The following is a 22,837-nucleotide window of genomic DNA, read 5'->3' as shown; positions in this document are numbered from 1 at the left end:
GTCAGCGCTTGCGCTTGCTCCGGCCCGGCGCCCTGCCGCCGGGCCGGCCGCTGCGGTTCGCCAGGCGCGTCTCGTACCGGGCGACGGCCCGCTCGTACGAGGCGCGCCGCACCGCCTCCCCGGGGGCCTCGACCAGGCTGCGGGCGAAGTAGGCGGCCAGGGCCCCGGCGCCGCCGATCAGCCAGACCGCGCCGAGCGACTTGTCCTCGGCCATCCAGCCGGTCAGCCGGTCCCTGCCCTCGGTGAGCACCTTCCAGGTGCGCAGGACGGACATCATCGAGCAGATCGCGATGGCGACGGTCAGCAGCCCGTTGACGAAGGTGCCGTTGTCGGAGAGCGCGATGCCCTCGACCCCGAAGCGCAGCAGCAGCACCACGGCCGCGGTCGCGACCAGGGCTCCGGCGGACACGCCGACCCGGCGCAGCCAGTAGCCGCCGTCCCGGTTCAGCCAGCTGGTGCCGAACCAGCGGATCGGCTCGGGCGCCGGGGCGCCGGCGACCTCGGGGGCGGGGGTGGGGGGCTGCTCGCTCACGCCGTCGATTATCACCCGACTGCCGCACACGGCGGAGGAGCCGTCCCGGTCCGCGGGACGGCTCCTCCGTTTCCGGTCGTCGGGACCGGTGGCACGCCGCGGTCGCGGGGCCGCTCCGGGCCGGTCTCAGCCGAGCTTGGTCACGTCGCGGACCGCGCCCTTGTCGGCGGACGTGGCCATCGCCGCGTAGGCGCGCAGGGCCTGGCTGACCTTGCGGTCGCGGTTCTTCGGCCGGTAGCCGCCCGAGGCCTCCAGGGCGCGGCGGCGCTCGGCGAGGACCTCGTCCGGGACCTCCAGGGAGATCGTCCGGCCGGGGATGTCGATGGCGATGGTGTCGCCGTCCTCGACCAGGGCGATGGTGCCCCCGGAGGCCGCCTCCGGGGAGGCGTGGCCGATGGACAGGCCCGAGGTGCCGCCGGAGAAGCGGCCGTCGGTGACCAGGGCGCAGGCCTTGCCGAGGCCCCGGCCCTTGAGGAAGGAGGTCGGGTAGAGCATCTCCTGCATGCCCGGGCCGCCCTTGGGGCCCTCGTAGCGGATGACGACGACGTCGCCCTCCTTGACCCGCTTGGCGAGGATCGCCTCGACCGCGTCCTCCTGGGACTCCACCACGACGGCCGGACCGCTGAAGGTCCAGATCGACTCGTCCACGCCGGCGGTCTTCACGATGCAGCCGTCCTCGGCGAGGTTGCCGTACAGCACGGCCAGGCCGCCCTCGACGGAGTAGGCGTGCTCGACACTGCGGATGCAGCCCTTGGCCGCGTCGGTGTCGAGCGACTCCCAGCGCTCGGACTGGGAGAAGGCCTCGGCGGAGCGGACGCAGCCGGGGGCGGCGTGCCACAGCTCGACGGCCTCGGCGGAGGGCGAACCGCCGCGCACGTCCCAGGTCTTGAGCCACTCGGCGAGCGAGTCGGAGTGGACGGTGTGGACGTCCTCGTTGAGCAGCCCGCCCCGGTAGAGCTCGCCGAGGATCGCCGGGATGCCGCCGGCCCGGTGCACGTCCTCCATGTAGTACGAGCCGTTGGGCGCGACCTTGGACAGGCAGGGGACCTTGCGGGAGACCGCGTCGATGGCCCGCTGGTCGAAGTCCAGCTCGGCCTCCTGGGCGGCGGCGAGCAGGTGCAGGATCGTGTTGGTCGAGCCGCCCATGGCGATGTCCAGGGCCATGGCGTTCTCGAACGCGGCGCGGGTGGCGATCGCGCGGGGCAGCACCGAGGCGTCGTCCCGGCCGTAGTGGCGGTTCGTGATCTCGACGACGGTCCGGCCGGCGTTCTCGTACAACGCCCGGCGGGCGGTGTGGGTGGCGAGCACCGAGCCGTTGCCGGGCAGCGAGAGACCGATGGCCTCGGTCAGGCAGTTCATCGAGTTGGCGGTGAACATGCCGGAGCACGAGCCGCAGGTCGGACAGGCGTTCTCCTCGATGATCGCGATGTCCTCGTCGGAGACGTTCTCGTTCACGGCCTGCGAGATCGCGTCGACCAGGTCGAGCTTGCGCACGGTGCCGTCGACCAGGGTGGCCTTGCCGGCCTCCATCGGACCGCCGGAGACGAAGACGGTCGGGATGTTCAGGCGCAGCGCGGCCATCAGCATGCCCGGGGTGATCTTGTCGCAGTTGGAGATGCAGATCAGGGCGTCGGCGCAGTGCGCGTTGACCATGTACTCGACCGAGTCGGCGATCAGGTCGCGCGAGGGCAGGGAGTAGAGCATGCCGCCGTGGCCCATCGCGATGCCGTCGTCCACGGCGATGGTGTTGAACTCGCGCGGGATGCCGCCCGCCTGCTTGATCGCCTCGGACACGATCCGGCCGACCGGCTGGAGGTGGGTGTGGCCCGGGACGAACTCGGTGAAGGAGTTGGCGACCGCGATGATCGGCTTGCCGAAGTCCTCGCGGGCTACGCCGGCGGCCCGGAGAAGCGCCCGGGCGCCTGCCATGTTGCGACCGTGGGTGACCGTACGGGACCTCAGCTCGGGCACTGTGCTCCACTCCTTCGGGGCTCTCCTCGGCGCCCCGCCGCCAGGAGGGTACGGGGGCCGCTGTGGCTACCGAGCCTACGCCCGCCGTCCGCCCGGCGGACGGGCCGTCCGCGATGCGGTCAGGCGGCGGAGGGCCCCGCGCCCCGCGGCATCACTCCCCGGTGGTGGCCACCGTGAGGTCCAGGACGTACGGCTCGACCACCTGCCCGTCCGGGAACTCGGCGAGCAGCGCCGCGCGTTCGGCGGCCAGCAGCGGCTCGCGCCGCTCGGGGTCCAGCGAGGCGAAGAAGGAACGGGAGGTGAGGTTGTCGACCACCTGCTCCACCGGGACCTGCCGCTGCCAGCCCAGCTTGACGCGGGAGACCGCCAGCCCGGCGGCAGCGAAGGGAGCGGTCAGCTCGTCGACCCGGCCGTAGCCGTGGTAGCGGCCGGAGAGCGTGGCGGACAGCCGCTCGTCCCGGGCGCGGACCCACGGGACGCCGTCGTCGAAGATGTTCCACCAGGTGGCGAGCGCGCCGCCGGGCCGCAGCACCCGGATCGCCTCGGGCAGGGACTGCTCGGGCCGCGTCCAGTGGAAGGCCTGCGCGTAGGTGATCAGGTCCGCGGAGTCGTCGTGGAAGGGCAGGTCGTCGCCGCCCGCCCGGACCAGCGGGACCTGCGGTGAGACGGCCCGGAACCGCTCGGCCATCCCGGCCGAGGGCTCGACGGCGATGACGTCCGCGCCGCGGGCGGCCAGCAGCCGGGTGGCGATGCCGGTGCCCGCGCCGACGTCCAGGACCCCGGCGCCCTTCAGACCGCGGCCCCAGAGGCGTTCCAACTCGTCGAACAGCTGGTCCGGGTAGCCGGGGCGGCCGCGGTCGTACTCGGCCGCCACGGAGCCGAAGCTCCCGGCGAGCTCACGGAAGTTGCGAAGTTCGCTGAATTTCCGACCGTTCGTCACTTCTCCCCCTCGGTACGGCCGTCCGGCGCTCCGGCGCGCCCCGGGCACGACGGTCAGCGTACGTGCGAGGGGGTCGCCAGGTGCAGGCGGGTGAAGGCCAGCGCCTCGGCCAGATCGGCCTCACGTTCGGCGGGCGACGCCGCACGGCGGGTGTTGACCTCCAGCACCACGTGACCGTCGAAGCCGGTGCGGGCCAGGTGCTCCAGCAGCTCGGCGCACGGCTGCTTGCCGCGGCCGGGGATCAGGTGCTCGTCCTTGCCGGAGCCGCTGCCGTCCGCCAGGTGCACGTGGGCGAGCCGGTCGCCCATCCGCTCGACCATGGCGAAGGTGTCGATCCGGGAGGTGGCGACGTGCGACAGGTCGATGGTGAAGTGCCGGTACTCCTCGTCCGTGACGTCCCAGCCGGGCGCGTACGCCAGCACCTCGCGGTCGCGGTACCGCCACGGGTACATGTTCTCGACGGCGAAGCGGACGTCGGTCTCGCCCGCCATCCGGTCGATGCCCTCGACGAAGTCCCGGGCGTACTGCCGCTGCCAGCGGAACGGCGGGTGGACGACGACCGCGCTCGCACCGAGCTTCTCCGCCGCCGCCCTGGCCCGGACCAGCTTGGTCCACGGGTCGGTGGTCCACACCCGCTGGGTGATCAGCAGGCAGGGCGCGTGCACGGCCAGGATCGGCATCCGGTGGGCGTCCGAGAGCCGGCGCAGGGCGTCGATGTCCTGGCTGACCGGGTCGTTCCAGACCATCACCTCGACCCCGTCGTAGCCGAGCCTGGCCGCCAGCTCGAAGGCGACGGCGGTGCTCGCCGGGTACACCGAGGCGGTGGACAGGACCACCTTGGTCTCGGGGATGTGCAGGGCCGGGTGCTGGGGGAGCACCAGCCGGTCGGTGGTGCGCAGCAGCGGCGGGCGGGCGGCGTCCCGGCGAGCGGCCTTGACCGAGCGCACCGACTGGACGGCGGCCTTCGCGGCGCCGGCGGCCCGGGCGGTGCGGGTCTCCTTCGGCGCGGCCTTGGCGGCGGCCCTGCGGGGGGCGGCGGCCCGGGCGGGCGTCGCAGGCGGCGTCGTGGGTGTCGTCGTGGGCTTGCCGGCGGGTGGCGTCGCGGCCTTGTCGGCGGCCTTCTTCGTCGACGGTCCCCCGGTGGCGGTGCGCTTCGCCGTGGCCGCTGTCGGAGTGTCGTCTGCGGCGCCCTTCGGGACGGCCTTCCCCGCGGTGCGCTCCGGGGCGGCGGCCTCCTTCGCGGCGGTCTTCTTCGCCGTGGCCCTCTTCGCGGTGCGCTGGGCCGCCTGGACGGCCTTGGCGGCCTGCGCGGCGGTGGCGCCCTTGACCGCCTTGCCGAGCCGGCGGCGCGGGTCGTCCGGCCGCGGCTGCCCGTCCCCGGGAGCGCGGCCCTCCCGCGTCCCGTCCTCGCCCGCTGGTTGCACCACGGGAGACAGCGTAAGCGGAGCGCGCTCCGAACGGGACGCCGTCCTACGGAGCGAGCGCGGGTCGGCGCCGGTCGGCGGGGCTGTCCATGGTGTCCAGGCGGCGCAGGATGATGCCCTCGCGCAGCGCCCACGGACAGACGTCCAGCTCGTCCAGACCGAACAGGTCCATCGCGGCGTCGGCGACCAGTGCGCCGGCCAGCAGCTGCTTGGCCCGGCCCTCGGAGACGCCGGGGATCTGCGCGCGCTCGGCGACGGTCATCGTGGACAGCCGGGGCAGCCAGGCCGCCAGCCCGCTGCGGGTGAGCCGGCGGTCGGCGTACGGGCCGGCGTCGGCGGGCGCAGCGCCGGTCATCCGGGCCAGCTGCTTGAAGGTCTTGGAGGTGGCGACGGCGTGCTGCGGCGACCCGAGCCGGGAGACCTCGCCGACCACGGTGCCCATCTCGGCCCGGATGTGGCGTCTCAGCTCGCGCAGCCCGTCGGGGTCGGCGACGTCCCCGGGCAGCCAGCGGGCGGTCAGCCGGCCCGCGCCCAGCGGCAGCGAACACGCGACGTCGGGCTGCTCGTCCAGGCCGCAGGCGATCTCCAGCGAGCCGCCGCCGATGTCCAGGTTGAGCAGCCGGCCGGACGACCAGCCGAACCAGCGGCGGACGGCCAGGAAGGTGAGCCGGGCCTCGTCCTGACCGGAGAGCACCCGCAGCTCGACACCCGTCTCGGCAGCCACCCGGCGCAGCACCTCCTCGCCGTTCGTGGCCTCGCGCACGGCCGAGGTGGCGAACGGCAGGATGTCGACGACGCCCTTGTCCTCGGCGACCCGCAGCGAGGACGCGACGTGGCCGACCAGCCGCTCGACACCGGCCCCGCTTATCGCACCGTCCGAGTCCAGCAGCTCGGCCAGTCGCAGCTCGGCCTTGTGGGAGTAAGCGGGCAGCGGAGCAGCGCCCGGGTGGGCGTCCACCACGAGGAAGTGGACCGTGTTGGAACCTACGTCGAGAACACCGAGTCGCATAACTCTCCACGCTACGCGATGCGGACCCGGGCGAGGGGGGTTGCGACCGTATTCGCGCTGGTCCGGGGCGGGCGGCCGGTCACGGCCGGACCCGGGGGCCCGGCACCGTGAGCCGCGTCACAGCAGGCCGTCCCACAACTGCTCCACGATGACGGCCCACCAGTTCTCGGGATCGGCGAAGACCGTGCCGTCCACCTCGGCCAGGGCGCGCTGCAGGCCGTCCACCGCCCCGCCCGCGGCCACCGGGTCGAGCCCTCGCAGCCCGGGCCACCAGCCGGCGAACACCTCCGGACAGCGGACGAAGGCCCTCAGGTCCGCGTTGCAGTGGCGGGCCGTCGCACGGTCCGGATCCACCGCGCGGACGGTACCGTCCGTCGCGTCGAGGGCCACCGGCGCCCAGCCGTCCGTTCCCAGCACCAGCTGCCCGGCGAGGGCCGAACGCTCCCGCTCGGCCACCCGGGTACCGCGGCCGAGGTCGTCGAGGTACCCGGCCAGCGGCGGCAGCACGGCGCCCGGCCGGGTGCCGTCGGCGATCGCCTCCGCACGGGGGTGGTGCAGGGCGAAGAATCCCGGCACGACCTTCGGCACTCCCACCGCCAGCAGCAACGCGGCCGCCTCCCCGGGCAGTTCGGTCCGCACCACGTCCGCCCGGTCGAAACGCCGCACCCCCGCCGGGCCGAACCGCTCCGCGAGCCGCGCGGCGAGCACCGCGTCGGGCTCGGCCGGCGCGTCCCGCACCGGCCGGGGGAACGGCACCCGGTTGCGCGCCGGACCGTCCGCGGGCACGGGCAACGCCCGCACGGCGGCGGCGCGGTGGTCGAACCGCGGACCGTACGGAAGCTCGAAGTCGATCCGGACGTGCGGCAGTTCGGCGGCCAGCGCGTGGGCCCAGTAGCCGCCGGGCAGCGCCCCCGGCCGCAGATCGGTCCGGACGGCCCGCACCTCCTCGGCCGCCACCCCCTGTTCGCGCAGCCACCACCAACCGCGCAGGGCCGGATGCGGCAGGCCCGGCGCCGACCGCAGCGCCAACGACCGCTCCTCGCCCGAGCCGTCCCGGTACGTCAGTTCGGCGCGGGCACCCCGCCCGGTCGTCGGCGGCCGGGCCGGGTCGTACCCGCCCGCACCGACGAAGTCCCGGTACAGCCCGACCACTTCGTCCACCGGTACCGAGGGCCACACCGTGAACCGTCCGCTCCCCCGGTCCACCACGGCACAGGCCGCCCCCACCTCCTCGGGCGCCCGCCGCTCACCGGTCAGCGGATCCACCTCCACCCGTGCGGGAAAGGCGCCGGCGACCAGCCCGACGGCGGTGTGCGCGTCGTCCAGGTGTCCCTTGTCGGCGCCGCTGCAGGTCTGCCAGTACGCGCCGAAGGCCTCGACGGCGCAGCCGGAGTTGTCGGCGGTGACGCGCCGGACCGACTCGCCGCAGCGGCGGGTGAGGCGGTCGGCCTCCGTGCCGAACTCCCGCCAGACCCCGGCCGCCCTGCGCAGGCCCTCCTCGTCGGCCTGCGGCCACGGGTGGCCGGTCCTGGCCAGGACCGGGACCAGTTCCTCGGGCAGTTTCCGGGACACGTGCTTCCCCCTCCGGGCCGGGTCCGTCAGACCGACATGTCCTTGGGGACGGCGGGCGCCGCCCCCGGGGTTGCCCCTGTCGTGGGATGGACCGCGGCGACGGCCGTCACCCCGTTCCCGGCCTCGGCGCCGAAGCCGCTCGCCGCCGAGGTGTCCGTGTCCGTGGTCCGCTCGGCCATCGCGTGCAGCCCGGTCCCGACCTTCCCGACCCCGCCGGCCAGCCCCCGCAGTCCGCCGACGAGTCCGCCGCGCGCCGGGCCGTACGCGGCGGCGAAGCCGCTGCCCGGCCGGTCCGTCCCCCAGGGGGTGCCGAGCGCGCCGAGGTCCCGTTCCAGGCGGCAACGGCCTTCGCCAGTTCGCCGCCGGGTTTCTCGAACTCCCGCCCCTCGCCGTGCGGTTCCCACGGCTTGAGGACGAACCGCCCACCCGCCCGGTCGGACGCCCCGGTCCTGCCGTCTGCCATCCCGTACCTCCCCGTAGCGGATCGGCCGCCATCCTGGGCACGGTCCCGGGCCCGCCCGCAGCGCACGACGGACCTCCTTCACCCCGCCTTCACCCCGGATCGGGCCCGGCTCCCGCCCCCGAGCGCCGGCGGCCCCGAATCCGCCGCCACGCCCCTCGGGCCCGTCACCACGCCCGCGGAAGCTCTACCCTTGCCGGGTGGCACCAGCAGAAACGTCCAAGAAGAAGGCCAAGGCGAAGCCGAAGGCCTCCCCCGCCCCCGTCGACCTCGCGATGCCGACCCTGCGCCGCGAGATCCCGCGTGACGAGGTCCCGCTCGACTTCCCGCGCGCCTGGGTCGAGTTCGCCGACCCCGCCGACGAGGAGCAGGTCTTCCGCTGCGACCTCACCTGGCTGACCTCGCGCTGGTCCTGCGTCTTCGGCCAGGGCTGCCACGGCATCCGCGAGGGCCGCGGCGAGTCGGACGGCTGCTGCACGCTGGGCGCCCACTACTCGGACGAGGACGACGAGAAGCGCGTCCTGGGCCACGCGGCACGGCTGACGCCCGAGCTGTGGGAGAACTTCCCGCAGGGCACCGACGCCAAGGGCCGGCTGGTCTCGGACGGCGGCATCACCATGCTGGACGAGGACGGTGACCGCCAGACCCGCCGGGTCAACGGCGCCTGCATCTTCGTGAACAGCCCGGACTTCGCGGGCGGCGCCGGCTGCGCGCTGCACGCGCTCGCGCTCCGGGAGGGCCGTGAGCCGCTGGAGACCAAGCCGGACGTCTGCTGGCAGCTGCCGGTCCGCCGCACCTACGACTGGATCGACCGCCCGGACGACACCCGCTACCTCCAGGTCTCGATCGGCGAGTACGACCGCCGCGGCTGGGGCCCGGGCGGCCACGACCTGCACTGGTGGTGCACCGGCGCTCCGGCGGCCCACCAGGGCGCGGACGCGGTGTACGTCAGCTACCGCCCGGAGCTCACCGAACTGATGGGCAGGGCGGCCTACGACGTGCTGGCCCGCCTGTGCGAGGAGCGGATCGCCACCAAGGGCGACCGCAGGATCGCCCCGCACCCGGCCGACCCGGCGAAGCCGAAGAAGAAGGGCTGAGCCCCGGTCCGGCCGGGTCCGGCGGGGCCCGGCCCGAGCGGGGCCGCGGCCCCGGGCCTACTTGTCGATGTCCCCGACCACGAAGAACATCGACCCCAGGATCGCGACCATGTCCGCCACCAGCGTCCCCGGCAGCAGTTCGGTCAGCGCCTGGATGTTGTTGAAGGACGCCGAGCGCAGCTTGAGCCGCCACGGCGTCTTGTCGCCCCGCGAGACCAGGTAGTAGCCGTTGATCCCGAGCGGGTTCTCGGTCCAGGCGTAGGTGCTGCCCTCGGGTGCCTTGAGCACCTTGGGCAGCCGCTGGTTGACGGGGCCGGGCGGCAGGGTGGCGAGCTTGTCGAGGCAGGCGTCGGCGAGGTCCAGCGAGTTGAGGGTCTGCTCCAGCAGGCATTCGAAGCGGGCGAGGCAGTCGCCCTCGTCGCGGGTGACGACGGTGAGGACTTGCCGCAGTTCCTCGGTGTCGTACGCGAGGTAGGGCTCGTCGCGGCGCAGGTCGAGGTCGAGGCCGCTGGCCCGGGCGATCGGGCCGCTGACCCCGTACGCCTCGGCCTGCGCCCGGGTGAGGACGCCGACGCCGGCGGTGCGGGCGCGGAAGATCTCGTTGCCGAGGACGAGGTCCTCGAACACCGGCATGTGCGAGCGGACGGTGGCGACGGCGGCGCGGACGCGGCCGAGCCAGCCGGCCGGGAGGTCCTCCTTGAGGCCGCCGACCCGGTTGAACATGTAGTGCATCCGGCCGCCGGAGGCCTCCTCCAGGACGTGCTGGAGGTCCTCGCGGCCGGTGAAGGCGTGGAAGATCGGGGTGATCCCGCCGAGTTCCAGCGGGTACGAGCCGAGGAACATCAGGTGGTTGAGCACCCGGTTGAGCTCGGCGAGCAGGGTGCGGATCCACACGGCCCGCTCGGGGACCTCCATGCCGAGCATCCGCTCGACGCCGAGGACGACGCCGAGTTCGTTGGAGAAGGCGGAGAGCCAGTCGTGCCGGTTGGCCAGCATGATGATCTGCCGGTAGTCACGGGCCTCGAACAGCTTCTCCGCGCCCCGGTGCATGTAGCCGATCACCGGCTCGGCGGAGACGATGCGCTCACCGTCGAGCAGCAGGCGCAGCCGCAGCACGCCGTGCGTGGCCGGGTGCTGCGGGCCGATGTTGAGCACCATGTCGGTGGTGCCCGCCGTACCGCTGAAGTTCTCGGCTCCCGCCCCGATGCCGACCGTGGTCTCCCTCATGCCTCCAGAGTCTGCCATCCCGGCAGGGTGTCCAGGCTCGCCGGTACCGGAATGCGAACGGCCTGGACCAGCCACCCGAAACCGCCCAGCCCGCCCGGGTCGGTCAGCTCGGCCCCCTCCCCCGCCCCGCTCAGCGCCCGCAGGTAGCCCGCCGGGTCGGTGGAGGCGAGGGCGAGCGGGGGCCGGCCGCCGCTCACGCCGAGCGCGCGCAGCGCCTCCCGCTGCGTCGTCCACAGGCTGTGGAGACCGGGCACGGCGACGGAGTCCAGGGCCACGTGCGCGGTGACGTCGCAGGAGCCGTCCGGCACCGGGGCCACCTCCCGGCCGTCCCGGAAGCCGGTGAAAGTACCGAACGGCGGCCGCCGCCCGGCCGTGTGCCCGTAGTCGACCGCCACGGCCAGACCGCGCTCCAGCCCGGCGACGGCCCGCGCCCAGGCGGCGTCCCGGGGACCGCCGAACTCCACCGCGTCCCCGGGCCCGGAGACCGGCCACCACCGCCCGGCCCAGGCCGCGTCCGCCGCCGACACCTCCGCGCCCGGCCGCAGCGCACCGGTCCCGGTGTCCACCTCGACGTAGCGCAGCACCCCGTCCTCGTCGACCTCCCCGGCGTCCAGCGGCACGTTGTCCAGCCACTCGTTGGCGAACAGCAGTCCGGTCACGCCGCGCGGCGGCTCGTCCGTCCACAGGGCTGTGGACGGGAGCCCGGCCGGGCGCCGCGCGATCTCCACGCCGTACGGGCGCAGCCGCGCCAGCACTTCGGCGGGCAGCTCGGCCAGCACGCCCCTGAGGAGTTCCCCCCGCCCGGCCCCGACGTCGACGAACGCCAGCTCCTCCGGACGACCGAGGGCCGCGTCGACGTCGAGGAGCAGTCGGGCCACCGCGCGGGCGAACCTCGGCGAGGCGTGCACGGAGGTGCGGAAGTGCCCGGCGGGGCCCTCCGGCCTGCGGTAGAAGCCCCGTTCGGGGTCGTACAGGGCCTGTTCCATGGCGGGCGCCCACCGCATCCAAGTCATGGGGCCGGACGCTACCCGCCGGTCGCAGGCCCTCCCAATCGGTGCCGGCGCGTCTCCGACCTACGGAGTAGGACGGATCGCCCTACCGGCGGACCTGGACACACGGAGCGACTGCCTACGCTGGACACGTGCATCGACTCAACGCCTGGCTCCGCCGTCACCCCATGGTGGTCGACGCCGCCTGGGCGGCGATCGTGCTCCTCATCGGCCTGCTGCCGAACGACAACCTCCCCGACGACGGGTGGCGCTTCGACGCCGACGTCCTGGTCGCGCTGGTGCTGCCCGCGCTGATGGTCGTCCGCCGGCGCTACCCGGACGTGACGGTCGCCGCCGCCACCGGGCTCGGCGTCAGCCAGGTGCTGGCCGACGTCGAACCGGGCGGCTCCTCGATCGCCTACCTGGTCTTCGCCTACACCGGCGCCGCCTTCGGGCAGAAGTGGACCTCCCGGCTGGCACTGACCGCCGGGCTGTCCGCCGGGCCGCTGGTGTTCTGGCAGATGCACCCGATGAAGACGGTGCGCGAGAGCGCCAACCACTACGTCTCGCACTCGTACAACCCCGGCGAAGCAGCGATGATCATGCTGCTGATGAGCACGCCGTTCATCCTCTGCTGGGCCTGGGGCCGGCTGACCCGGGTGCGCCGCGCCTACCTGACCGAGCTGGAGGACCGCGCCGCCCGGCTGGAGCGCGAGCGGGACGCCCAGTCCAAGGTGGCGGTCGCCGCCGAGCGGGCCCGGATCGCCCGCGAGCTGCACGACGTGGTCGCGCACAACGTCTCGGTGATGATCGTCCAGGCCGACGGCGCCGCCTACGTCCTCGACAACTCCCCGCAGCAGGCGAAGGAGGCGCTCGGCACGATCGCCTCCACCGGCCGCCAGGCGCTGGTCGAGATGCGCCGCCTGCTGGGCGTGCTGCGCACCTCCGACACCGCCGAGGAGTACGTGCCCCAGCCGGGCGTGGAGGAACTGCCGGAGCTGCTGGAGCAGGTCCGCACGGCCGGGCTGCAGGTGGACTACGCGACCTCCGGGCACCCGCGCGAGCTGCCGCGCGGGGTCGAGCTGACGGTCTACCGGATCGTCCAGGAGGCGCTCACCAACGTCCGCAAGCACGGCGGCCCCGACGTGCACGCCCGGGTCGCGGTCGACTTCGGCGAGCGCGAGCTGGCCGTGCTGGTGGAGGACGACGGGCGCGGCAGCACCGACGAACAGCTGGCCTCCGGCGGCACGGACGGTCTCGGCCACGGCCTGATCGGCATGCGCGAGCGGGTCGGCATGGTCAGCGGCAGCCTCGACGTGGGCCCCCGCCCCGGCGGCGGCTTCCGGATCCGCGCCGTCCTGCCGCTCAAGGCCGCACACTGATCCTCCGCCCCTCCCCCTAGGAGCCACCTTGACCATCCGCGTGATGCTCGTCGACGACCAGGAACTGCTGCGCACCGGGTTCCGGATGATCCTGCAGTCGCAGGGCGACATCGAGATCGCCGCCGAGGCCGGCGACGGCGCGCAGGCCCTGGAGCAGCTGCGGCACACCGCGGTGGACGTGATCCTGATGGACGTCCGGATGCCACGCCTGGACGGCGTGCAGGCGACCCGCCGGATCTGCCTGGCCGAGGACGGCAGTCCGCTGCCGGACGCCCCGCACGTGCTGATCCTCACCACCTTCGACCTCGACGAGTACGCCTTCGCCGCGCTCAAGGCCGGCGCCAGCGGCTTCCTGCTGAAGGACGTCCCGCCGACCGAGCTGGTGGCCGCGATCCGGGCGGTGCACGGCGGTGACGCGGTGGTCGCCCCGACCACCACCCGCCGGATGATCGACCGCTTCGCCGAGGTGCTGCCCACCCCGCAGAGCGCGCCCGGCTCGGACGTCCTCGGCCCGCTGACCGAGCGCGAGCGCGAGGTGTTCCTACTGGTCGCCCAGGGCCTGTCGAACGGCGAGATCGCGGCCCGGCTGGTGCTCTCCGAGGCGACCGTGAAGACCCACGTCGGCCGGATCCTGGCCAAGCTCGGCCTGCGCGACCGGGTCCAGGCCGTGGTGCTGGCGTACGAGGCCGGGCTGATCCGGGCCGGGGCCACGGACTGAGCCGGTTCGGCGTCCGGGCGCCGACCGTAGACTGGGCCCGTACGTCCGGTACCCGACGAGCGGACCGGAACGGCCACACAGGACAAGGGTGGATGCGTGGATCCGTCCGACTTCGCCGACTCCGGCGAGTTCGCTCCGTTCGCCGACGGTCTCGGCGGCGCCGCCTTCGGTGATCCGGGCGATCCGGGCAACCGTCCGGCCCGGCTCGCCGTCGGCGTGGTCGGCACCGGCCGGGTCGGCCCGGCGCTGGGCGCCGCGCTGCAGCTCGCCGGGCACACCGTGGTCGCCGCCTCCGGGGTGTCCGCCACCTCCCGCCGGCGCGCCGAGGCGCTGCTGCCGGGCGTGCGGATCGTCACCCCGCCGCAGGTGCTGGCCGCCGCCGACCTGGTCCTGCTGACCGTCCCGGACGACGCGCTGGCCGACCTGGTGGCCGGACTGGCCGCCACCGGCGCCGTCCGCCCCGGCCAGCTGGTCGTGCACACCTCCGGCGCGCACGGCGTCGCCGTCCTGGAGCCCGCCACCCGGGCCGGGGCACTGCCACTGGCCCTGCACCCGGCGATGACCTTCACCGGCACCTCGGTCGACCTGGACCGGCTGGCCGGCTGCCCGTTCGGGGTGACCGCGCCCGACGAGCTGCGGCCGGTCGCCGAGGCGCTCGTGGTGGAGATGGGCGGCGAGCCCGAGTGGGTGCCCGAGGAGGTCCGCCCGCGCTACCACACCGCCCTCGCGCACGGCGCGAACCACCTGGTCACCCTGGTCGCCCAGGCGATGGAGCTGCTGCGCACGGCCGGCGTCGCCGAGCCCGGCCGGATGCTCGGCCCGCTGCTGGGCGCCGCCCTGGACAACAGTCTGCGCTCCGGCGACGCGGCCCTCACCGGCCCGGTCGCCCGGGGCGACGCGGGCACCGTTCGGCGCCACCTGGCGCAGCTCAGTACGGTGTCCCCCGACATCCCGGCGGCGTACCGCGCGATGGCCCGCGCCACCGCGCAGCGGGCGCTCGCCAACGGAACGATCGACGAAACGACAGCGGCGGCGCTGCTGGACGTACTGAACGAGGAGACGCCCTGATGGCACGCGGCAAGCAGCCGAACAAGCCCCAGCGGACGCCGAAGGTCCACCGGGCCGTCGTCACCCGCACCGTGGACGACTTCGAGGCCGCCTTCTGGCCGGACGAGCAGCCCGTGGACAACGCCGTCGTGATGACCATGGGCGCGCTGCACGAGGGCCACGCCGCGCTGATCCGGGCCGCCCGCAAGCAGGTCGGCCGGGACGGCCGGGTCGCGGTGACCGTCTTCGTCAACCCGCTGCAGTTCGGCGCGGGCGAGGACCTGGAGCGCTACCCCCGCAGCCTCGACGACGACGTGAAGCTGGCCGAGGAGAACGGCGCCGACGTGGTCTTCGCGCCGTCCGTCGAGGAGGTCTACCCCAACGGCGAGCCGCAGGTGCGCCTGGTGGCCGGACCGATGGGCGAGCGCTTCGAGGGCGCCACCCGCCCCGGCCACTTCGACGGCGTGCTGACCGTGGTCGCCAAGCTGCTGCACATCACCGACCCGGACTTCGCCTTCTTCGGCGAGAAGGACGCCCAGCAGCTGGCGGTCATCCAGCGGATGGTCGCCGACCTGGACTTCGACGTCGAGATCGTCGGCGTGCCGACCGCCCGCGCGGAGGACGGCCTGGCGCTGTCCTCGCGCAACCGCTACCTCTCGGAGGAGGAGCGCACCCGCGCCCTGGCCCTGTCCAAGGCCCTGTTCGCCGGCCGGGACGCCGCCGCGCAGGGCCCGAAGGCCGCCCGCGATGCCGCCTCGGCCGTCCTGGACGGCGCCGAGGGCGTCACCCTCGACTACCTCGCCCTGATCGACCCGCACGACTTCTCCGAAGCGGCGGACGACTTCCAGGGCGAGGCGGTGCTGGCCGTCGCCGCGAAGGTGGGCTCGACCCGCCTGATCGACAACGTCCGCATCATCGTCCGCTGAAAACCCGCTGACACTCGGTAGCTCAGCCCCAGGCATGCACTCACAGGAGGCGTGACCCCCTTGCTCCGCACCATGCTCAAGTCCAAGATCCACCGGGCCACCGTGACCCAGGCCGACCTGCACTACGTCGGCTCGGTCACGGTGGACGAGGACCTGCTCGACGCCGCCGACCTGCTCCCCGGTGAGCTGGTCCACATCGTCGACATCAACAACGGCGCCCGGCTGGAGACCTACACCATCGCCGGGCCGCGCGGCACCGGCGTGATCGGCATCAACGGCGCCGCCGCCCGTCTGGTCCACCCCGGCGACCTGGTCATCCTCATCGCCTACGGGCAGATGGACACGGCCGAGGCCAAGGGCTACGAGCCGAAGGTCGTCTTCGTGGACGAGCGGAACCGGATCACCGGCTTCGGCGGCGACCCCGCCGAGGCACCGGAGGGCAGCGGGCTGCTGCGCGGTGACGTGGGGGCACCTCCCGGCCGCCGGGCCGGGGGCGCGTACCGTGACGAGGACGGCGCGGCCACCACGGCCACACGCTGAAGGAGCCACTGAGTCATGTCCGTTACCCATCGCCTCACCGCCCCGGCCCCCGGTTGGACCGCCACCACCGACGTGGTCGTGGTCGGCTCCGGGGTGGCCGGTCTCACCGTCGCCCTCAACGTCCGCAAGGCCGGCCTGCGGGCCATGGTGGTCACCAAGGCGATGCTGGACGAGGGCTCGACCCGCTGGGCCCAGGGCGGCGTCGCCGCCGCCCTGGGCGAGGGGGACACTCCCGAGCAGCACCTGGACGACACCCTGGTGGCCGGCGCCGGCGTCTGCGACGAGGAGGCCGTCCGCACCCTGGTCACCGAGGGCCCGGACGCCGTCCGCCGGCTGATCGCCACCGGCGCCCTGTTCGACCGGGGCGAGGACGGCGCGATCCTGCTGACCCGCGAAGGCGGCCACCACCGCCGCCGGATCGTCCACGCGGGCGGGGACGCGACCGGCGCCGAGATATCGCGCGCCCTGGTCGCCGCCGTCCGCACCGACCCGGACATCGAGCTGATCGAGCACGCACTCGTCCTCGACCTGCTGACCGACGCCGACGGCCACGCCGCCGGGCTGACCCTGCACGTGATGGGCGAGGGCCAGCGCGACGGCGTCGGCGCCGTCCGGGCCCGCGCGGTGGTGCTCGCCACCGGCGGCATGGGCCAGGTGTTCTCCGCCACCACCAACCCGGCGGTCTCCACCGGCGACGGCGTGGCCCTGGCACTGCGGGCCGGCGCCGCCGTCACCGACCTGGAGTTCGTCCAGTTCCACCCCACCGTGCTCTGGCTCGGCCCGGAGGCCGAGGGCCAGCAGCCGCTGGTCTCCGAAGCGGTCCGCGGCGAGGGCGCCCACCTGGTCGACGCGGACGGCGTCCGCTTCATGGTCGGGCAGCACGAGCTGGCCGAACTGGCCCCGCGCGACATCGTCGCCAAGGCGATCACCCGGCGCATGCAGGAGCAGGGCGCCGAGCACATGTTCCTGGACGGGCGGCACTTCGGCCCCGAGATGTGGGAGCAGCGCTTCCCGACCATCCTCGCCTTCTGCCGCGCCAACGGCATCGACCCGGTCACCGAGCCGATCCCGATCGCTCCGGCCGCGCACTTCGCCTCCGGCGGCATCCGCACCGACCGGCACGGCCGCACCACCGTCCCCGGCCTGTACGCGTGCGGCGAGGTCGCCTGCACCGGCGTGCACGGCGCCAACCGGCTGGCGTCCAACTCGCTGCTGGAGGGCCTGGTCTTCGCCGAGCGGATCGCCGCCGACCTGGCCGACCGCCACCGGTCCGGCGACCTGCCCGAGCGCGCGGTCGACGTCGCCGGCGTGCGCGCCGCGCGGCCCGTCCCGCTGCCGCCGTCCGAGGCGCGCGCCGAGATCCAGCGGCTGATGTCGCGCGGCGCGGGCATCCTGCGCTCCGCCGCGTCGATGGCCGACACCGCCGCCGGGCTCGCCCTCCTCGCCGAGCAGGCCCACTTCCACGTGGCCGAGGAGAAGCCGGCCGACCCCCGGGTGGAGACCTGGGAGGCCGCAAACCTGCTGCTGGTCGCCACCGCGCTGGTCGCGGCCGCCGCGCAGCGCGAGGAGACCCGCGGCTGCCACTGGCGCGAGGACTTCCCCGAGCGCGACGACGCCCACTGGCGACGCCACCTGATCACCACCCTCGCCGCCTCCGGCGACCCCGTCAGCACCCCCGAGGAGCAGTAGAACCATGACCCACTCCCACGAGGAACTCCCCCTGGCCGACCTGGGCGGCTGCGGCGACGGCTGCGCCTGCGGGGACGGCGAGGGCTACGAGACCGGTCTGGACCCGCAGCTGGCCGAGCTGCTGGAGCAGGCCGGGCTGGACCCGGTCGAGGTCGAGGACATCGCGACCCTGGCGCTGGCCGAGGACCTGGCCGGCGGCGAGGACGTCACCTCGGTCGCCACCGTGCCCGCCGACGCCGTCGCCACCGCCGACTTCACCGCCCGCCAGGCGGGCGTGGTGGCCGGCCTGCGGGTCGCCGAGGCGGTCCTCTCGCTGGTCTGCGAGGAGGAGTTCGAGGTCGAGCGGCACGTCGAGGACGGCGACGCGGTGGAGGCCGGCCAGGTGCTGCTCTCGGTCCGCTCCCGCACCCGCGACCTGCTGACCGCCGAGCGCAGCGCGCTCAACCTGCTCTGCCACCTGTCCGGCATCGCCACCGCGACCCGCGCCTGGGCGGACGCCCTGGAGGGCACCGGCGCGGTCGTCCGGGACACCCGCAAGACCACCCCGGGCCTGCGCGCGCTGGAGAAGTTCGCGGTGCGCTGCGGCGGCGGCGCCAACCACCGGATGGCGCTGTCCGACGCCGCCCTGGTGAAGGACAACCACGTGGTCGCGGCCGGCGGCGTGGCCGAGGCCTTCCGGGCCGTCCGGGCCGCGTACCCGGAGCTTCCGGTCGAGGTCGAGGTCGACGAGCTGGCGCAGATCGAGCCGGTCCTGGAGGCCGGTGCGGACCTGATCCTGCTGGACAACTTCACCGTCGGGCAGCTGAAGGAGGCCGTCGCCCTGGTGGCCGGCCGGGCGAAGCTGGAGGCTTCCGGCGGCCTGACCCTGGCCGGCGCGCGCGAGGTCGCCCAGACTGGTGTCGACTACCTGGCCGTGGGCGCGCTCACGCACTCCTCCCCGATCCTGGACATCGGCCTGGACCTGCGCGCCTGACCGTCAGGTCGAGAGCAGTCCTGTCCCGACTCGCAGAAAGCGTCCCCGTGCTCCTCACCATCGACGTCGGCAACACCCAGACCACACTCGGCCTGTTCGACGGCGAGGAAGTGGTGGAACACTGGCGGATCTCCACCGATCCGCGCCGCACGGCCGATGAACTGGCCGTACTGCTGCAGGGGTTGATGGGCAACCACGCCGCGGTCCGGGAGGCCACGGTGGAGGGCCTGGCGATCTGCTCGTCCGTTCCCGCCGTGCTCCACGAGCTCCGCGAGGTGACCCGCCGCTACTACGGCGACGTCCCCGCGGTGATCGTGGAGCCCGGCGTGAAGACCGGGGTGCACGTCCTGATGGACAACCCCAAGGAGGTCGGCGCCGACCGGATCGTCAACGCGCTGGCCGCCAACCACCTGTACGGCGGCCCGTGCATCGTGGTCGACTTCGGCACCGCGACCACCTTCGACGCCGTCAACGCGCGCGGCGACTACGTCGGCGGCGCGATCGCCCCCGGGATCGAGATCTCCGTCGAGGCCCTCGGCGTCCGCGGCGCCCAGCTGCGCAAGATCGAGCTGGCCCGCCCGCGCAACGTGATCGGCAAGAACACCGTCGAAGGCATGCAGTCCGGCATCCTCTACGGCTTCGCCGGCCAGGTCGACGGCCTGGTCGAGCGGATGGCCCGCGAACTCGCCAAGGACCCGGACGACGTCCAGGTGATCGCCACCGGCGGCCTGGCCCCGCTGGTCCTCGGCGAGGCCACCACCATCGACGTCCACGAGCCCTGGCTCACCCTCATCGGCCTGCGCCTGGTCTTCGAGCGCAACCGCCCGAGCTGAGCGGCGCTCAGCGGGCGGGCTCCCCGGGGACCGGCAGTCCGGACGGCAGGACCGGTGGCACGGCGACGCTGACGGTTCCCGGCCGCGCGTCCGGTTCCGGAGTCGTCCGGGGGCGCGCAGGGACCGGGTCCGGACGGCACCCGGGGTGCTCTGCAGGACCGCCGCGGTCTCCTCGACGCTGCGGTCCTCCCAGTAGCGCAGGACCAGCACCGCCCGGTCCTGCGGGGCGAGCCGGCCGAGCGCGTCCACCAGGGTCAGCCGCAGTTCCGGGTCGTCCGGCGGGCCGGGCCCGTCCGGAACGCTCCCGATCGGGCGCTCGTCGCTGGAGCGGCGGCCGCGGTGCGAGAGGAAGGCCCGCACCAGCACGGTGTGCGCGTACCCGGCCGGGTTGTCGATCCGGGGCCTGGAGGCGAACCAGGCGGTGCGGTGCCACTGGGTGTAGACCCGTCCGAGCGCCTCCTGCACCAGGTCCTCGGCGAGGTGGGTGTCCCCGCCGGTGAGCAGGCAGGCGGACCGGTAGAGCGGGCGGGCCCGGGCGACGGCGAAGGCCCGGAACTCCTCGTCCCCCCGCCGGTCCCACGCCGCCGTCCGCCGCCCGTCCGGTTCCATCCGGTCCGCCTCCCGTCCCCGTGCTCCCCCGTCATCCCCCGCCACTTGGATGACCAGGTGTGCACCGGGTGGCGTTACAGGTGCCGCGCACGGTTTTCCCGGCGGGCCCGACCGTGCGGAATTCCACGCGACGTTACCGACAAATCGGATATTCCTCACGTAGTGTCAACCCATGCCTACGCCACACGGATCGCGCGGCGGCATGGCCTTCAGCGCCGACGAAGTCCGCGTGCTGCGCCGAGCCCTCGCCCAAGCCCTGCACCCCGCCGTTCCCGTCCACTTCCAGGGGCCCGACCGACCGGCCTTCGCCGGACCGGGCGCCGAGCTGTGGGCGGAGGACGTCCAGGACGCACTGCGTCTGACCGAGGCGATCGACGAGGCCGTCCAGGAGGGCGGCCGACTGCGCGCCTTCCTGCTCGCCGACCTCGGCCGCTACCGCTCCGCCCTGCCCGGCAGCGCGCCCGGCTACCTGGAACGGCTGGAGGAGGCGGTGTCGGACGGCTACCTGCCCGGGCCCGAGGACCTCACCGCACTGCGCGGGCTGACCCGTCAGCCCTGCGGCCACGGCGAACGGTCGCGCCGCTCGCGGCTGGCCGGGCGCTGCCACGCGCTGGCCGAGGCCGCCGTCCGCGAACGCCTCGCCCTCGCCACCGGCCAGCCCCGCCACCTGGTGGCCGTACCCAGCCCCGCCGCACCCCCCAGCAGTCACCCCACCCCTGTAGGAGGACGGACCACCATGAGCAGCACCGACTCCCGCCCGGAGCAGCCCGCCGAGCCCGCCGCCGCCAAGACCCCGCCCCGCCCGCACCGGATGCCCACCCCGGCCGAGCTGTTCGGGCGCCGCCCCAAGCCCCCGGCGCAGCCCGCCCCGCCCGCCGACGAGGCCCCCGAGGAGATCGAGCTCGCCACCGGGACCGGCTGAGCCGCCCCGCCCGCCCGGAAGGGGGAGACCGCCGACCCGGTCTCCCCCTTCCGGCCGTTCCGGCCCGGACCGCCGTTTCCGTCCTCACGGCCAATCCCGGCGCGGAGCACCGTGTGTGGCTGGCTACCCTTGTGGGGTGAGCGATCAGAGCCTTGTTCCCGCGACCGACGACCTTCCCGAGCAGATGCGCGTCCGGCGCGAGAAGCTGGACCGGCTCCGGGCGGCCGGCGTCGACCCGTACCCGGTCGGATTCCCCCGCACCAGCACCATCGCGGACCTGCGTGCCAAGCACCCGGACCTGGAGCCGGACACCGCGACCGGCGAGCGGGCCGGCATCACCGGCCGGGTGATCCTCTCCCGCACCGGCGGCAAGCTGTGCTTCGCCACCCTGCGGGACGGCACCGGCGACCTGCAGGTGATGTTCTCCCTGGACAAGCTGGGCCCGGAGCGGCTGGCGGCCTGGAAGTCCGACATCGACCTCGGCGACCAGGTCGGCGTCGAGGGCGAGGTGATCACCTCCAAGCGCGGCGAGCTGTCCGTGATGGTGGACCGCTGGGAGCTCACCGCCAAGTGCCTGCGACCGCTGCCGGACAAGCACAAGGGCCTGACCGACCCGGAGGCCCGGGTCCGCCAGCGCTACGTGGACCTGATCGTCAACCCCGAGGCCCGCGAGATCCTGCACCTGCGCAGCCGCGTGGTCCGCTCGATCCGCCGCACCTACGAGGACCGCGGCTACATCGAGGTCGAGACCCCGATGCTGCAGCCGGTGCACGGCGGCGCCAACGCGCGTCCGTTCAAGACGCACATCAACGCGTACGACATCGACCTGTACATGCGCATCGCCCCCGAGCTGTACCTCAAGCGGCTGGTGGTCGGCGGCGCCGAGAAGGTCTTCGAGATCAACCGGAACTTCCGCAACGAGGGCGCCGACTCCACCCACAACCCGGAGTTCACCTCGCTGGAGTCGTACGAGGCCTACGGCGACTACGACACCCAGGCCGAGCTGATCCGCGAGACGATCGTCAACGCGGCCCGGGACGCGCTGGGCACCACGGTGATCAAGGGCGTGGACGCGCACGGCGTGGAGCACGAGATCGACCTGGCCGAGCCCTGGGAAGAGGTCAGCGTCTACCCGGGCGTCTCCGCGCACCTGGGCACCGAGGTCACCCCGGAGACCACCGTCGAGGAACTGCGCAAGCTGGCCGCCGCGCACGGCATCCCGTTCGAGAAGGACTGGGGCCACGGTCAGATCGTGCTGGAGATGGTCGAGCGCCTGCTGGAGGAGAACGCCGTCCGGCCGACCTTCATCAAGGACTACCCGACCGAGGTCTCCCCGCTCACCCGCCAGCACCGCTCGGTGCCGGGCGTGGCCGAGAAGTGGGACCTGGTGATCTTCGGCACCGAGATCGGCACCGCCTACTCGGAGCTGGTCGACCCGGTCGAGCAGCGCGCCCGCCTCACCGCCCAGTCCCTGCTGGCGGCCGGCGGCGACGTCGAGGCGATGCAGGTGGACGAGGACTTCCTGCGCGCCCTGGAGTACGCGATGCCCCCGACCGGTGGCCTCGGCCTCGGCGTGGACCGCCTGATCATGCTGCTGACCGGCAAGAACATCCGGGAGACCGTGCTCTTCCCGCTGGTCAAGCCGGAGCCGAAGGCCGCCGCCGTGGCGGCGGAGAAGACCGAGGAGGAGTGACCTGATGGACTACGTCAGCGCGATCGTGCCGCCGCTGGTCATGGCGATCGGTTTCGGGTTCCTGGTGCGGGCCATCTTCCGCAGCCAGGGCGGGAACCAGAAGGCCAAGGAAGACTTCGACTGATCGTCCCGGGGGCCCGGAACGACCCCCGGGCCCCGGGCGACCCGCGAGCGGGCCCGGGGGGGGGGCCGGGGGCCCCCCCGGGCGCGCAGGGAGCCCCCCGTCGCCCGAGCGCGGGCGTGCGTCGGGGGCCGTGTGTGGGAGTCTCAGCGTGAGTGGCGCG

20 protein-coding genes and 1 pseudogene are annotated in these 22,837 nt (G+C 74.1%); 11 read left to right on the top strand and 10 right to left on the bottom strand.

The window, feature by feature from the left end; genetic code table 11:
* Nucleotide 1: 1 nt before the first annotated feature.
* The 7 genes from ACFV0O_RS14015 to ACFV0O_RS13985 all read right to left on the bottom strand — a co-directional run bounded on the left by ACFV0O_RS14015 (nt 2) and on the right by ACFV0O_RS13985 (nt 7,852).
* Entirely contained in the window at nt 2–532 is a 531-nt protein-coding gene (locus ACFV0O_RS14015; protein ID WP_380340825.1) for a hypothetical protein, read from the bottom strand.
* 126 nt (nt 533–658) lie between these two features.
* Nucleotides 659–2,503, bottom strand: a complete 1,845-nt coding sequence (gene ilvD / locus ACFV0O_RS14010; RefSeq protein WP_380340822.1) for a dihydroxy-acid dehydratase — start codon at nt 2,501–2,503, stop codon at nt 659–661.
* A 151-nt stretch (nt 2,504–2,654) separates the two neighbouring features.
* Nucleotides 2,655–3,443 carry a class I SAM-dependent methyltransferase gene (locus ACFV0O_RS14005; RefSeq protein ID WP_380340818.1) on the bottom strand — a complete coding sequence of 263 codons (789 nt, stop codon included), beginning with the start codon at nt 3,441–3,443 and terminating at the stop codon, nt 2,655–2,657.
* 53 nt (nt 3,444–3,496) lie between these two features.
* Entirely contained in the window at nt 3,497–4,300 is an 804-nt protein-coding gene (locus ACFV0O_RS14000; RefSeq protein ID WP_380340920.1) for a sugar phosphate isomerase/epimerase family protein, read from the bottom strand.
* A gap of 613 nt (nt 4,301–4,913) precedes the next feature.
* A complete protein-coding gene (locus tag ACFV0O_RS13995; RefSeq protein WP_360252873.1) occupies nt 4,914–5,876 on the bottom strand; it encodes a Ppx/GppA phosphatase family protein in 963 nt (320 codons plus the stop codon).
* A gap of 117 nt (nt 5,877–5,993) precedes the next feature.
* On the bottom strand, nt 5,994–7,448 hold the full coding sequence (locus tag ACFV0O_RS13990) for an SUKH-4 family immunity protein (RefSeq protein ID WP_380340813.1): 1,455 nt from the start codon (nt 7,446–7,448) through the stop codon (nt 5,994–5,996).
* Between the two features lie 26 nt (nt 7,449–7,474).
* Nucleotides 7,475–7,852, bottom strand: a complete 378-nt coding sequence (locus ACFV0O_RS13985) for a hypothetical protein (RefSeq protein WP_380340810.1) — start codon at nt 7,850–7,852, stop codon at nt 7,475–7,477.
* A gap of 256 nt (nt 7,853–8,108) precedes the next feature.
* Here ACFV0O_RS13985 and ACFV0O_RS13980 point away from each other — a divergent pair, with 256 nt between their 5' ends.
* Complete coding sequence (locus ACFV0O_RS13980; protein ID WP_380340807.1) at nt 8,109–9,005, top strand: hypothetical protein; 897 nt, start codon at nt 8,109–8,111, stop codon at nt 9,003–9,005.
* 57 nt (nt 9,006–9,062) lie between these two features.
* On the opposite strand, the gene ACFV0O_RS13975 is transcribed toward ACFV0O_RS13980, so the two are convergent.
* Together ACFV0O_RS13975 and ACFV0O_RS13970 are read right to left on the bottom strand one after the other, a co-directional pair.
* Nucleotides 9,063–10,232, bottom strand: a complete 1,170-nt coding sequence (locus tag ACFV0O_RS13975) for an NADH-quinone oxidoreductase subunit D (RefSeq protein WP_380340804.1) — start codon at nt 10,230–10,232, stop codon at nt 9,063–9,065.
* A complete protein-coding gene (locus tag ACFV0O_RS13970) occupies nt 10,229–11,245 on the bottom strand; it encodes an SAM-dependent methyltransferase (protein ID WP_380340801.1) in 1,017 nt (338 codons plus the stop codon). The genes ACFV0O_RS13975 and ACFV0O_RS13970 overlap by 4 nt, the downstream gene beginning before the upstream one ends.
* Nucleotides 11,246–11,409: 164 nt before the next feature.
* Here ACFV0O_RS13970 and ACFV0O_RS13965 point away from each other — a divergent pair, with 164 nt between their 5' ends.
* The 8 genes from ACFV0O_RS13965 to ACFV0O_RS13930 all read left to right on the top strand — a co-directional run bounded on the left by ACFV0O_RS13965 (nt 11,410) and on the right by ACFV0O_RS13930 (nt 19,329).
* Nucleotides 11,410–12,603, top strand: a complete 1,194-nt coding sequence (locus ACFV0O_RS13965; RefSeq protein WP_380340917.1) for a sensor histidine kinase — start codon at nt 11,410–11,412, stop codon at nt 12,601–12,603.
* A gap of 28 nt (nt 12,604–12,631) precedes the next feature.
* Nucleotides 12,632–13,321: a response regulator transcription factor gene (locus ACFV0O_RS13960; protein WP_360252852.1), complete on the top strand. Its 690-nt coding sequence runs from the start codon at nt 12,632–12,634 to the stop codon at nt 13,319–13,321.
* Between the two features lie 216 nt (nt 13,322–13,537).
* Nucleotides 13,538–14,389 (top strand): Rossmann-like and DUF2520 domain-containing protein, encoded by an 852-nt coding sequence (locus tag ACFV0O_RS13955; RefSeq protein ID WP_380340914.1) that lies wholly within the window; start codon nt 13,538–13,540, stop codon nt 14,387–14,389.
* Entirely contained in the window at nt 14,389–15,294 is a 906-nt protein-coding gene (gene panC, locus ACFV0O_RS13950; protein WP_380340797.1) for a pantoate--beta-alanine ligase, read from the top strand. Before ACFV0O_RS13955 ends, panC begins: the two co-directional genes overlap by 1 nt.
* A 60-nt stretch (nt 15,295–15,354) precedes the next feature.
* On the top strand, nt 15,355–15,834 hold the full coding sequence (gene panD, locus ACFV0O_RS13945; RefSeq protein ID WP_360252843.1) for an aspartate 1-decarboxylase: 480 nt from the start codon (nt 15,355–15,357) through the stop codon (nt 15,832–15,834).
* Nucleotides 15,835–15,849: 15 nt separating this feature from the next.
* Entirely contained in the window at nt 15,850–17,523 is a 1,674-nt protein-coding gene (locus tag ACFV0O_RS13940; protein ID WP_380340794.1) for an L-aspartate oxidase, read from the top strand.
* Between the two features lie 4 nt (nt 17,524–17,527).
* Entirely contained in the window at nt 17,528–18,496 is a 969-nt protein-coding gene (nadC, locus tag ACFV0O_RS13935; protein ID WP_380340791.1) for a carboxylating nicotinate-nucleotide diphosphorylase, read from the top strand.
* A gap of 47 nt (nt 18,497–18,543) precedes the next feature.
* Nucleotides 18,544–19,329 (top strand): type III pantothenate kinase, encoded by a 786-nt coding sequence (locus ACFV0O_RS13930; protein WP_380340788.1) that lies wholly within the window; start codon nt 18,544–18,546, stop codon nt 19,327–19,329.
* An 81-nt stretch (nt 19,330–19,410) separates the two neighbouring features.
* On the opposite strand, the pseudogene ACFV0O_RS13925 reads toward ACFV0O_RS13930, so the two are convergent.
* Nucleotides 19,411–19,938 (bottom strand): annotated as a pseudogene (locus tag ACFV0O_RS13925) (SigE family RNA polymerase sigma factor); the annotation flags it as partial.
* Nucleotides 19,939–20,110: 172 nt separating this feature from the next.
* Here ACFV0O_RS13925 and ACFV0O_RS13920 point away from each other — a divergent pair.
* Nucleotides 20,111–20,860, top strand: coding sequence for a hypothetical protein (locus ACFV0O_RS13920; protein WP_360252825.1), 750 nt, complete (start codon nt 20,111–20,113; stop codon nt 20,858–20,860).
* Between the two features lie 136 nt (nt 20,861–20,996).
* Nucleotides 20,997–22,553, top strand: coding sequence for a bifunctional lysylphosphatidylglycerol synthetase/lysine--tRNA ligase LysX (lysX, locus tag ACFV0O_RS13915; RefSeq protein ID WP_360252822.1), 1,557 nt, complete (start codon nt 20,997–20,999; stop codon nt 22,551–22,553).
* The last annotated feature ends 284 nt before the right edge of the window (nt 22,554–22,837 follow it).

The sequence above is a fragment of the Kitasatospora sp. NPDC059577 genome (genome assembly GCF_042735475.1).
Taxonomy (GTDB): Bacteria; Actinomycetota; Actinomycetes; order Streptomycetales; family Streptomycetaceae; genus Kitasatospora.
Note: the sequence above shows the minus strand (reverse complement) of the source record. Positions and strands in the feature narration are given on the sequence as shown.

Bases quoted from the DNA above. Each gene is read 5' to 3' on its own strand.
- panC (WP_380340797.1), top strand. From the start codon at position 14,389: ATGGCACGCGGCAAGCAGCCGAACAAGCCCCAGCGGACGCCGAAGGTC.
- ACFV0O_RS13965 (WP_380340917.1), top strand. From the start codon at position 11,410: ATGGTGGTCGACGCCGCCTGGGCGGCGATCGTGCTCCTCATCGGCCTG.
- ACFV0O_RS13970 (WP_380340801.1), bottom strand. From the start codon at position 11,245: ATGACTTGGATGCGGTGGGCGCCCGCCATGGAACAGGCCCTGTACGAC.
- ACFV0O_RS13975 (WP_380340804.1), bottom strand. From the start codon at position 10,232: ATGAGGGAGACCACGGTCGGCATCGGGGCGGGAGCCGAGAACTTCAGC.
- nadC (WP_380340791.1), top strand. From the start codon at position 17,528: ATGACCCACTCCCACGAGGAACTCCCCCTGGCCGACCTGGGCGGCTGC.
- ACFV0O_RS13920 (WP_360252825.1), top strand. From the start codon at position 20,111: ATGCCTACGCCACACGGATCGCGCGGCGGCATGGCCTTCAGCGCCGAC.
- ACFV0O_RS13940 (WP_380340794.1), top strand. From the start codon at position 15,850: ATGTCCGTTACCCATCGCCTCACCGCCCCGGCCCCCGGTTGGACCGCC.
- ACFV0O_RS13995 (WP_360252873.1), bottom strand. From the start codon at position 5,876: ATGCGACTCGGTGTTCTCGACGTAGGTTCCAACACGGTCCACTTCCTC.